The organism is Borrelia crocidurae (assembly GCF_000825665.2).
Lineage (GTDB): Bacteria > Spirochaetota > Spirochaetia > Borreliales > Borreliaceae > Borrelia > Borrelia duttonii.
Genome location: NZ_LN609267.1, coordinates 377,752 through 389,635, shown reverse-complemented (window position 1 = coordinate 389,635; position 11,884 = coordinate 377,752). Strand labels below are relative to the sequence as shown.

General features: G+C 28.0%; 8 protein-coding genes and 1 pseudogene. 6 read left to right on the top strand and 3 right to left on the bottom strand.

The features are described from left to right. The 6 genes from BN1173_RS01880 to BN1173_RS01855 all read left to right on the top strand — a co-directional run. On the top strand, positions 1-639 hold a 639-nt coding region (locus BN1173_RS01880), incomplete at its 5' end, for a hypothetical protein (protein ID WP_040236274.1). Further along, positions 608-2,128 carry a glutamate--tRNA ligase gene (gene gltX, locus BN1173_RS01875; RefSeq protein WP_082020234.1) on the top strand — a complete coding sequence of 507 codons (1,521 nt, stop codon included), beginning with the start codon at positions 608-610 and terminating at the stop codon, positions 2,126-2,128. The genes BN1173_RS01880 and gltX, both read left to right, overlap by 32 nt. Before the next feature lie 23 nt (positions 2,129-2,151). Further along, positions 2,152-3,480: a glycine--tRNA ligase gene (locus BN1173_RS01870; protein WP_040236273.1), complete on the top strand. Its 1,329-nt coding sequence runs from the start codon at positions 2,152-2,154 to the stop codon at positions 3,478-3,480. A 4-nt stretch (positions 3,481-3,484) separates the two neighbouring features. After that, complete coding sequence (gene tyrS, locus BN1173_RS01865) at positions 3,485-4,705, top strand: tyrosine--tRNA ligase (protein ID WP_014696238.1); 1,221 nt, start codon at positions 3,485-3,487, stop codon at positions 4,703-4,705. Positions 4,706-4,715: 10 nt separating this feature from the next. Further along, positions 4,716-7,004: an AAA family ATPase gene (locus BN1173_RS01860; protein WP_025400688.1), complete on the top strand. Its 2,289-nt coding sequence runs from the start codon at positions 4,716-4,718 to the stop codon at positions 7,002-7,004. A gap of 24 nt (positions 7,005-7,028) precedes the next feature. After that, on the top strand, positions 7,029-8,081 hold the full coding sequence (locus BN1173_RS01855) for an NAD(P)H-dependent glycerol-3-phosphate dehydrogenase (protein ID WP_040236272.1): 1,053 nt from the start codon (positions 7,029-7,031) through the stop codon (positions 8,079-8,081). A gap of 20 nt (positions 8,082-8,101) precedes the next feature. On the opposite strand, the gene BN1173_RS01850 is transcribed toward BN1173_RS01855, so the two are convergent. From BN1173_RS01850 to BN1173_RS01840, 3 genes and pseudogenes are all read right to left on the bottom strand, one after another. Further along, entirely contained in the window at positions 8,102-8,365 is a 264-nt protein-coding gene (locus BN1173_RS01850) for a PTS sugar transporter subunit IIB (protein ID WP_014696235.1), read from the bottom strand. A 4-nt stretch (positions 8,366-8,369) separates the two neighbouring features. Continuing rightward, entirely contained in the window at positions 8,370-9,743 is a 1,374-nt protein-coding gene (locus tag BN1173_RS01845) for an aminopeptidase (RefSeq protein ID WP_040236270.1), read from the bottom strand. A gap of 132 nt (positions 9,744-9,875) precedes the next feature. Further along, positions 9,876-11,874: pseudogene (locus BN1173_RS01840) on the bottom strand (EAL domain-containing protein). Positions 11,875-11,884 lie beyond the last annotated feature (10 nt).

The following is an 11,884-nucleotide window of genomic DNA, read 5'->3' as shown; positions in this document are numbered from 1 at the left end:
TATTTTGATAGTTTATTACACCTTTTATATTCTAAATTTTTATATTCAAGATTATATTTTATATTAAATGGTATAGAGAATACTTATACTTTTTTAAGACTTAAAATGATTCGCAAAACACTTAAGAGTGTATTTGATATTTCTGTGCTTTTAAAAATAACTTTAATCAAACAAGATAAAAAAGCATTTGATGATATTTATCTTTATTTAAAAGATACTAAAATGAGTAATAAGACAATAATAGAGCTTTATGCTATATGTGTTAGTTTTAGAGAACAAGAAAAAGCTTGTAGTTTGATTATGAATCATGTAGAGAATCGTAATAAATGGGTAAGGTATTGTGTATCATTACATGCAATTTTTGATGAAGATTATGAAAAATTGCATAATGAGATAAATTTTTTAAAAAAATCCTTTTTAAAAGGAGATCTTATTTTTACAATTTATTTTTATTATCTTTTAAAAAAATCAAAACTAGAACGTCATTTGGTTGAAGAGAAACGACTTGAAATTAGGAATAAGTATTTAAAACGTAAAGATAGACTTAATATTAAACATACAAAATTACTTGGTTCAAATTTATTTTTTGTAGTGTTTTATTATATTTATGATATTTCAAAAAAGGATATTTTTTATTAAAAGAGGTTGTGTTTTGAATATAAGAGTTAGATATGCTCCTTCTCCAACTGGTTTGCAGCATATTGGAGGAATTAGGACAGCTTTATTTAATTATTTTTTTGCCAAATCCTTTAATGGAAAATTTTTACTTAGAATTGAAGATACAGATCAGACTAGATATTATAAGGAAGCAGAAGAAGATTTGTATCAAAGTTTAGCATGGCTTGGTATTGATTTTGATGAAGGGCCTACTTGTGGAGGTTCTTATTCTCCTTATATTCAATCACAAAGAACAGAGATATATCGAAAATATGCTAAAGAGTTGATTGAATCGGGAAATGCTTATTATTGTTACTGTTCACCTGATAGATTAGAGAGAATTAGAAAAATTCAAACTATTAACAAGATGGCACCAGGTTATGATAGACATTGCAGGCACTTGAACAAAGATGAAATTAAAGATGCTTTAAGTTTAGGCATTAGTCCTGTTATTAGATTTAAAATTCCTTTTGATGGTGAAACTTCTTTTAATGATATTTTGCTTGGCAAAATTACATGGGCCAATAAGGATATTAGTCCTGATCCTGTAGTTTTGAAATCTGATGGCTTTCCAACATATCATCTTGCAAATGTTGTTGATGATCATTTAATGGAAATTTCACATGTATTAAGAGCCCAGGAATGGATTTCTTCAGGCCCTTTGCATGTGCTTCTTTATAATGCTTTTGGATGGAATCCTCCTATTTATTGTCATCTTCCAATGGTAATGGGAAGTGATGGACAAAAATTAAGTAAGAGGCATGGTGCTACAGCTTTAAAGCAATTTATTGATGATGGATATCTTCCTGAGGCTATTATTAATTATGTTACTTTGCTTGGTTGGTCTTATGATGGCAAGAGTGAGTTTTTTACCAAAAATGAACTTCAAAAATTATTTTCTATTGATAAAATCAGTAAATCACCAGCTGTTTTTGATTATAACAAATTAGATTTTTTTAATAGTCATTACATTAGGACAAAAGAAGATCATGAATTAGCCGAACTCTTATTGCCTTTCTTGCAAAAGGCAGGTTATATTAAAAAGGATAGTAATTCTTGTGACAAAGAAAAATTATTGCTTTTGGTCCCGTTAATAAAGCCAAGGATTAGAAAACTTGGTGATGCTGTTGGCATGCTTAGGTTTTTTTATACAAATATTTCAACTTGGAATTTAAATGAATTTTTGGGGAAGAAAAAAACAGTAAGAGATATCTATTTATTGTTAGAAAAAATTAAACCAGTATTAGAAGGTTTTGAAACAAGGATATTGTCCGAAAATGAACAAATTTTTTATAATTTTGCTAAGGAAAATAATCTAAAAATAGGAGAGGTTTTGCTTCCAATTAGGATTGCAGTTCTTGGAAGTAAGGTATCACCACCTCTTTTTGATTCTTTGCAATTACTTGGTAAAGTTAAGGTCTTTGATAGAATAAATAAAGCACAGGATTTTTTAAAAAAGTATGAATTATAGATTAAATTTTTAGGATGTTTGATATGGCTAAAATAGAAGATATTATTTCACTTGCTAAGAGGCGAGGTTTTGTATTTCAATCCTCAGAAGTTTATGGGGGTTTGTCGGGTGTATGGGATTATGGGCCTTTAGGTGTTGAGATTAAGAAGAATATACAGGAAGAGTGGTGGAAAAGTATGGTTTACTTTCATGAAAATGTTGTGGGATTAGATAGTGCTATTTTGATGAGGCCTGAAGTTTGGAAAGCTTCTGGACATGTTGATAGTTTTTTGGAATTATTAGTTGATTGTAAAAATTGTAAGAATAGATTTAGGACAGATTTTATTGATTTATCTAAGGGGTGTCCTAATTGTGGTTCTATAGGAACTTTTACAACTCCTAGAAGTTTTAATTTGATGTTTAAGACTAATATTGGGGCTGTTGAGGATAGTTCTAGTGAGATTTATTTAAGACCAGAGACTGCGCAGGGTATTTTTGTTAATTTTCGTAATGTATTGGATACTACAAGACTTAAGGTTCCATTTGGAATAGCACAAGTTGGTAAGGCTTTTAGGAATGAGATAATAGCAAAGAATTTTATATTTAGAGTTTGTGAGTTTGAACAAATGGAAATGCAGTTTTTTGTACATCCGAGTCAGATGGATGATTGGTATTGTTATTGGCGACAGAAAAGAATGAACTTTTTTATTGAAACTCTTGGAATCAAAGCTGATAATCTTAGATTTCAAAAACACAACGATGATGAGCTTGCTCATTATGCAAAAGCTGCAGTTGATATTGAATATAATTTTCCATTTGGTTTTCAAGAAATTGAGGGAATTCATAATAGAGGTAATTATGATTTAAATCAACATGCTAAATTTTGTGGTAAATCTAAGTTGTTTGAATATCATGATTTGATAACAGGTGATAAGTATATTCCTTATGTAATTGAGACTTCTCTTGGACTTACAAGAAGTGTACTAATGACTCTTTGTGATGCTTATGCTTATGAGGAACTTGAGGGAGGGGATAAGCGAATAGTTTTACATTTACATCCTAAGATTGCTCCTTATAAGGTTGCAATACTTCCTCTTGTAAAGAAAGATGGATTACCCGAACTTGCTAGAAAAGTGTTTATGCAATTTAGCGATGATTTTTATATGTTTTATGATGAGAATGGTACGATAGGTAAGCGTTATAGGCGTCAAGATGAAATTGGTACACCTTATTGTGTAACAATAGATTATGATACGATTGAAAATAGGACAATAACTTTAAGAGATAGAGATACTATGACTCAAACAAGAATTTCTATTGATGATTTGTATTCATATGTTAAAACGGGAATTCTAAATTACAAGGGAGTTTAAAGAAATGAATTTATCCCTAAAGGTTTTAGATAAGAGAGGATTTTTAAAGCAGTGTACTAATTTGGAAGAGTTAAGTACATTGATGGATAGAGAAAAAATAGTTTTTTATGTTGGAGTTGATGCTACTTCTGCTTCTTTGCATATTGGACATTTAATTCCTTTTATGGTAATGCTTCATCTTCAAAGACAGGGTCATATTCCAATTATTTTAATTGGTGGTGGAACTACAAAAATAGGAGATCCTTCTGGTAAGGATTCAATGCGTAAAATTTTATTAAAAGAAGATATAGATGAGAATGTTAAAACAATAAGTTCTCAATTGCTTAAAATAATAGATCTTAGTAATGGTGGGTATATTCTTAATAATGCCGAATGGCTTGATGGCATTAATTATATTGAATTTTTAAGGGAAGTTGGTATTTATTTTTCTGTTAATCGTATGTTAAGTTTTGAAACTTATAAGAGAAGATTAAAAGATGGTCTTTCATTTATTGAATTTAATTATCAACTTTTACAGTCATATGATTTTTATATGTTAAGTCGTATGAAAAATTGTAAACTTCAAATTGGTGGTGATGATCAGTGGGGAAATATTGTCTCAGGTGTTGATTTGGTTAATAGGAAATCGGGAAACAAAGTGTTTGGGCTTACATTGCCGCTTATTACAAGAAGTGATGGTAAGAAAATGGGTAAATCAGAAAAAGGAGCTGTTTATCTTGATTCAGAGCTTTATAGTGTTTATGATTTTTATCAGTATTTTAGAAACATTCCAGATTTAGATGTTAAGAAATTTTTATATTTATTTACTTTTTTAGAAGAAGAAGAGATTGAACGTATTGCAAGTGTTAAGGGACAATTGTTAAATAATGCAAAAGAGATTTTGGCATTTGAGATAACAAAAATCGTTCATGGTAAAGATGAGGCTTTAAAAGCGTCCTCAGCAGCTAAAGCAGCATTTAAAGGAGGTGAAGGGAGAGCTGATATTCCTTTTTTTAAATTGGCATTGACTAATTTAGAGGAGAGTATTTTATTAGTTGACTTAATGGTTTTAGCAAAGGTTGTATCGAGTAAATCAGAGGCTAGGCGACTTATTGATTCTGGTGGAGTTTATATAGATAAAGTAAGGGTAGGAGATCAAAATTATTGCCTTTGTAAGGACAATTTTATCAATGGTGAAATTGAACTTAAAATAGGCAAGAAAAAGATTTTGAGAATTGTTTTATAATTGGTGTTTCATGTATAACAGAAGAGCTTTAAATCATTTGTTTTTTAAATCGTTTCTGTTTTTTGTGGAACGTAAGCATCTTTTTTTTACCGAAGAACATATCTTTTATAGTTTAATTAGTGATGATGAAATTAGAGAATTGCTTAGTTTATGTGCACTTGATTTTTATAGTTTTAATAAAATTTTAGAAGAATTTTTTACAAAACTTCCTATAAGAAATGCTGATTTTTATGATTATTTTTTTAAAATTAATGATTTATATCAAGAAATAATCGATACGATTTTTTATTATAAAAAACCTTATGTATTACAAGAGAAAGATTTGTTATGGGTATTAATTAGGAAAAGAAAAAATACAATTTTAGATGCTTTATTAAAATCGGGTTTTAGTTTAGATATATTTGACAAAATAATGGAGATTTATGACTATTTAGGTTCAAATTTAGATTTAGGTTTTCTTAAAAATGAAAAATTGCTTACAAATGATCTTTTTAATAAAGGGATAGATAAATATGGAGGTTTAAATATTTTTGAGGAAGATTATTTTAAATTAGAACAAGATGATGATTCATTGGATGAGAACAATTTGGTTGATGATTTCTTAGTTAATGTTATTGATAATTTGGATCCCAATTTAGCTACAAATCCTTTGATTGGTCGCAAAAAAGAATTATATACATTAATTCAAATAATGCTTCGTAAACATAAAAGTAATCCAATTGTATTTGGAGAGCCTGGGGTTGGAAAGACAATATTGCTTCAAGGACTTGCTTATATTATAAGAGAAGGTCAGGTGCCTTGTGAGTTGATTGATTGTGAAGTTTATTCTCTTGATATTGGAAGACTTATATCTGGGACTAGGTATAGGGGAGATCTTGAAAATCGGGTTAACAAACTCTTAGATTTTTTGCATTTTAAAAAAAAAGTAATTCTTTTTATAGATGAGATTCATATGATAGTTGGAGCTGGTGCTACATCTTTTAGTAACATAGATGTTTCAAATTTATTAAAACCTATATTAACTTTGGGTAAAATAAAGTTTATTGGGGCTACTACCAAAAATGAATATAAAAAATTTTTTTTGAAAGACAAAGCTTTACTAAGAAGATTTCATGGTGTTGAACTTAAAGAACCAAGTTTAGAGGATACTTATCATATTTTGAAAGGGGCTAAGGAACAATATGAAAAACATCATCATGTTGAGTATACAGATGAAGCTATATGGGTTGCAATTACTATGTCTAAATATATAAAAGATAGAGCTTTGCCCGATAAAGCTTTTGATCTATTAGATGGTCTTGGCTCTAAATTTAAACTTGAGGGTAATAAAAAAGTTATAACAGGTGATGATGTTAGAGATTTTGTTAAGTATATGGTTGGAACCAGTATTTTTAATTTTGATGATTATGATCAAGATTTACTAATGAATTTGGAACATAAGATAAGAACAAGTATGATAATTGATGAGAGTATTTTATCCGAATTACTTTTGCATATTAAGCTTTTAAGAATTAAATTTTTCTTTAAAAATAGTACTCTTGGTATTTTCATTTTAATTGGATCTTCTGATGTAGATAAGAATAAACTTGCGTGTGTTTTATCAGAAGAACTTAATATGCCTAAACTTACTTTGGGAATGAGTGAATATTGTGATTTTGATGGTATTAATCGATTGATAGGACCAGTATATGGTTCTGAATCTTATGATGAACCTACTAAATTCTTTAAATTTTTAAATGAGTCTTTAAATTCAATTATTGTTTTGTCGGATTTTGATAAGTCTTCTAAGAGAGTTATAGATTTTTTTTTTGAAGGATTTAATACAGGTAGACTTTTTGATAATTTTGGTAGAAGTGTCAGTTTGTCAGGTAGCATTATAATTATAGATATTAATATAGAATATAGAGAACTTGATGGTATTGGATTTAAAAATGAAACTGTTGATATCAGAAGTTTATTAGAAAAACGTTTTTCTAATAAACTTCTAGACTTAGTAGATCATGTTTTTTTCTTTAGACCTGTAAGTAAGAGTGATTTTACAAGGGTGATTATTGAAGAGTTGAATAATTTTGTTAAAATACTAAAAAATGAAAAAATCGATCTTTTTTTTGAAGAGGCTGTTATTGGTTATTTTCAAAAACATATTTATGAGAATGGGCTTGGAATTAGGGGTGTTCGTAAAATTGTGATTAAAGAAATTGGAAGTTTGTTGATTGATGATTTGATTTTGAAAAAATTTAAAGAAAATGATAAGATTAGAATTTTTCTAGACGAGACGATTAAATATGAGTTATTATAATTTTATGGTTATAAGGAGGTATATATGAAAATATCTATTGTGGGAGCAGGGGCTTGGGGTACTGCTGTTGCTAAAGTTTTGGCAGATAAGTTTAAGGATCCTGTTTTAATATGGTCTTTTGAAGAAGATGTTAGAGAGAGTATTAATAGTAGCCATGAGAATACTAAGTATTTAAAAGGTATTAAATTACCAGATAATTTGATTGCAAGTTCTGATTTACTTGATATTGTAAATCAATCTGATTATATTTTTGTTGTAACCCCTTCTCTTTATACTTTGAATGTTTTAAATAAATTGAAAAGTGTGCTTACTACTAAAAAGTTTAAGCTGGCAATATTAACAAAAGGTTTTATAACAATTGATGATAAACCTTGTACTATTATAGAGGTTGCAGAAGGTGTTTTAAGAGAATATAAGGATGAAATTACTTATATTGCAGGACCAAGTCATGCTGAGGAAGTTGGACTTGGAATTATTACGGGACTTGTTGCTGCTAGTAGGAATAAAGCCAATGCTTTTGAATTTATTAATTTATTTAGTGGTACTTCTATTTCTATGTTTTATAGTTATGATATTCTTGGTGTTCAGGTGGCATCAGCTTTAAAAAATATATTTGCCATTGCATTTGGAATTTTGGATGAATGTAAAATTAAAGATCCAAATTTGATAGGTAATAATACAGAGTCTTTTTTATTTTCTGTTTCTTTAAATGACATGAAAAATATTGCATTTAAGCTTGGAGCTTGCAATGAGGAAACATTTTTGTTTTTAGCTGGTTCTGGAGATTTAGATGTTACATGTAGAAGTATTTTTGGAAGAAATAGAAGATTTGGTCGTGAAATCGTTGGCAAAAATATTTTGGAGGAATTTAAAGATATAGATGATCTAATAAGTAACATTAATAAAATTGGTTATTTGCCTGAAGGATTGATTGCTGCTAGAGAAGTTGCTTTGCTTTTTAAATTTCTAGGTATTAGTTCAGATTATCAAAACTTGGCAATGATAGTGTATAAGATTTTAAATAAAGAATTAAAACCAGAAGCAGTTATTGATTATATAAAAAATTTTAAATTTTAGGACCCAAATAATTGGGTCTATTATTTTTTTTTATTCATCATATATATTATGTTGGTGTAAACATCGTCAATTATTGCAAAATTCATTACAATTTCTGTAACTTCGTTTGACTTAATTGCCCCTATGATATTTTTATTTTTTGTTAAGTTTTCTCTCTTAACTAAAGAATTACTGTCAACTAATATTTTTATTCTAGTTAAATCTTTAACTACTTGTTTTATATTTGTGATTCCCCCAAAGCATTCTAAGATATGTTCTGATGTTTCTATTATTTCTTTATGCATTTTGTCATCCTTTAAAGAATGCTTGATAAGCCATATAAGAAGTATATATGTCAAATTTAGAGGTTATTTCAAATGGTGAATGCATACTAATAACACCTGGTCCCATATCTATTGTTCTAATGCCATAATGTGCTAGGAATTTTGCTACAGTTCCTCCTCCTCCTTCTTCTACTTTTCCAAGTGTTGCTATTTGCCAAGCTATATTGTTTTTATCTAATAAATTTCTAATATAAGATACAAGTTCAGCATCAGCATCGCTGGCCATAATTTTACCCCCATGGCCTGTGTATTTCATTATAGGTATTCCATATCCTAGCTTTGGTGCGTTTTGTTCATCATGTACTTTAAATAGAGGATTTATTGCACCGCAAACATCTGCAGATATGCTTTTTGAGTTCCATAATGCTTTGTGTACAATAAGGTTATTATATTCTTTTTGTTTTAGTTTAAATATTATATCTGATACGAAATATTCAAGATATCTTGATTGCAAACCAGTTGAGCCAGTTGAGCCAATTTCTTCTTTATCTACTAAAAAACATATAGCGGTTTTATTTGGTGTTTCTTCTAAATTTAGGATAGCTTCTAGTGATGTATAGGCACAAACTCTATCGTCTTGTCCATAAGCTCCAATGAGTGCTCTGTCAATTCCTACATCTTTTGCTTCTCCTGCTGGTACTATTTCTATTTCTGCTGAAACAAAGTCTTCTTCTGATATATTGTATTTTTCTTTTAATAATGTAAGAGTAGCAAATTTTACTTTTTCTTTGTCTCTAGACTCAATAGGTAGACTTCCAATTATGATTCTTAGATTTTCACCTTCAATAATATCATCAGCTTTTTTGTCTCTTTGAACTTTTCTGTCAAGGTGTGGTAATATATCGGGAATTACAAATACAGGATCATCATTATTGTCACCAATGCTAATTTCTACTTGTTCTCCATTTTGTAAAAATATTATTCCTCTTATTGATAGGGGAGTAGATAGCCATTGATATTTTTTGATACCACCATAATAATTTGTTTTCATCATTGTAAATTCATTTTCTTGAATAATTGGTAATGGTTTAGCATCAAGTCTTGGCGAATCTGTGTGTGAGACAATAAAATGCATTCCATTTTCAATAGGTTCTTTTCCTATAAATACAAGAGCTATGTTTTTGTTGCGAGATGTATAGAAAATTTTATCTCCAGCTTGAAGTTCTTTTTTTTTGCAGGCGCTGATGAAACCTTTTTCTTTTGCTTTTTGTATGGCATAGTTGGTAGCTTCTCGTTCGGTTTTTACTGTACTTAAAAATTTCTTGTATTTTTGAGCAAACTCTAATATATTGTTTTTCTTTTCTTCGTTTAATGACAGCCAAGGATTTTGTTTAGTCATAAAATTCCTCCTCTTAATTATTTATTATAACATTCTAGCATTTGTAATTTGTTATGTATTAATTATTTTGTCAGCCTAATAATGTTTGTGATGTAATTTTAAATCTTTTGATGTATAAAAATTTATGTATTTTTATATTGGTTCTGGCTTATGCCATAAAAATCCTTGACCATAATCTATTCCTATTTCACTAATCTTTTTAAAAATTTCTTCATTAGACACGAATTCAGCGATAATTTTTATTTGTTTTGTATCAGCAATTTCTTTTATTGATTTTATTATTACAAGATCTATTTGACTAGAATTTATTACTTGAATAAAAGAACCATCTATTTTGATGATGTCTATTGGTAAAATTTTGATGTATGAAAGAGATGTATATCCACTTCCAAAATCATCAAGTGCAAGTTTAATTCCAAAAGTTTTAAGTTCATTGAAATATGTGTTGATTAATTCGAAATTTTCTACAATGCCAGTTTCTGTTATTTCTAGGCATATATTTTGAAGTGGGACATGACTTTGAAGAAGGGTTTCTTTTAAAAAGATTCTGAAGTTCTTGGATTTAAGTGAATATGGTGAAATATTGATTGAAAAGATATGAACACCATTTTTTGTTACAAAGTTTGTATATTCTCTTAATGCTTTAGTAACTACTAATTTATCTACTTCTACGGTTAAATTATATTTATCTATTAAACCAAAGACATGATTGTTTGGAATTGGTGTTCCTGTGTAATCAAAAAGTCTTGTTAATATTTCAATTTTAGGTTTTAAATCTTTTTTGAGAGGGGTAATTTTTTGGTAGTATAGACTAAAGAAATCATTTTTTATTGCTTTTATTATGTATTCAAATATTTTATTTTGATTTTTACTGGTTATGTGTTTTTGGTAATTCATCTTTATATAAAATAGGCATGGAATCTTTGTATTCATCAGATATTTTTGTTGCTATTTTTAATTTTGAAATTTTTGTTTCTATATCTTCTTTTAAGTTTACTTCTATTATGCCTATATTAAATTTAAGTATTATGAGACCTTCTTTTTTAAGTTCTCTAGAGATAGTTTTTTTTATTTCTTCTGCAATTGAAATTACTCTTTGTTCTCCGCCACTTGTGGATATAATAACTATTAGATTATTGTCTTTTAATCTAAATATATATTCTGAATAGAATGACATTATTCTAGAAGTAATTTTTTTAAGTATTTTTACGTCTATGTGGTCCCTATTGCCTTTATATTCATATTCTGTATTTATGTGTAAATCCAAATCAAATAGATATGTTTTTTTAGAAGAATAATCAATTTGGTTGATCAATAACTTTTCAAGTCCTTTAATATTATATAAGTCAGTTTCTTGATCGATTACTTCGAAGTGCGGAATATTGTGTTTAGATTTTAAATCAGATACATTTTTTATTGTAATTAATTTATCAATGTTATTTTGAGCAATTGTACTTATAAATAGATCGACGGTTAATTTTTTGTTATTTTTTACCTTTAAAAGACAATCAGTTATCAGTATATTTTTAAACTCAGGAATATCATCTATATTATAACTTAAATCTATTTTAGTTTCTTTTTCAAAATCTATGATATCGATATCGCTTATTTTGTTTGTTTTGCCTTTAATTTTTATTGGTAATTCAAGTTCTTTACTGCCTTTTTCATTGATATAAATTATGTCATTTTCAGTGTTTGTGATAATGACTATTTCTTGAATAAGTTCAGATAAGTTTAAGAAAAAATCAAGATTGGCATTTTTATTATCATAATAAAATTTTTTCTGTTGTATTAGTTTATTTTTTTCGCTCAGTTCTTGTATGCTTTGTAATATTTCTATGTAATTTGGTCTATAAATCGATTCATCTATATATTCATTGTTTATGATAATTGAATGAACATTATTAATACTTTTTAAGTCATTTGCTATATTTATTGAAAAATCTATTGGTCTTTTATGATTATAAATAACGGCAAATTTAATATTGCTTTGTTTGATATATGAACTTGAGACATTTTTTCTAGATTCTATTATTTGAGATATTGTAAAAATAGATTTTATTTTTATAACATCCTTATCACTAACAGCTTTTTCAGATATTACGATTGCATTTGGATTTTTATTCCTCATCTTACTTAAA

Bases quoted from the DNA above. Each gene is read 5' to 3' on its own strand.
- gltX (WP_082020234.1), top strand. From the start codon at position 608: ATGATATTTCAAAAAAGGATATTTTTTATTAAAAGAGGTTGTGTTTTG.
- BN1173_RS01870 (WP_040236273.1), top strand. From the start codon at position 2,152: ATGGCTAAAATAGAAGATATTATTTCACTTGCTAAGAGGCGAGGTTTT.
- tyrS (WP_014696238.1), top strand. From the start codon at position 3,485: ATGAATTTATCCCTAAAGGTTTTAGATAAGAGAGGATTTTTAAAGCAG.
- BN1173_RS01860 (WP_025400688.1), top strand. From the start codon at position 4,716: ATGTATAACAGAAGAGCTTTAAATCATTTGTTTTTTAAATCGTTTCTG.
- BN1173_RS01855 (WP_040236272.1), top strand. From the start codon at position 7,029: ATGAAAATATCTATTGTGGGAGCAGGGGCTTGGGGTACTGCTGTTGCT.
- BN1173_RS01850 (WP_014696235.1), bottom strand. From the start codon at position 8,365: ATGCATAAAGAAATAATAGAAACATCAGAACATATCTTAGAATGCTTT.
- BN1173_RS01845 (WP_040236270.1), bottom strand. From the start codon at position 9,743: ATGACTAAACAAAATCCTTGGCTGTCATTAAACGAAGAAAAGAAAAAC.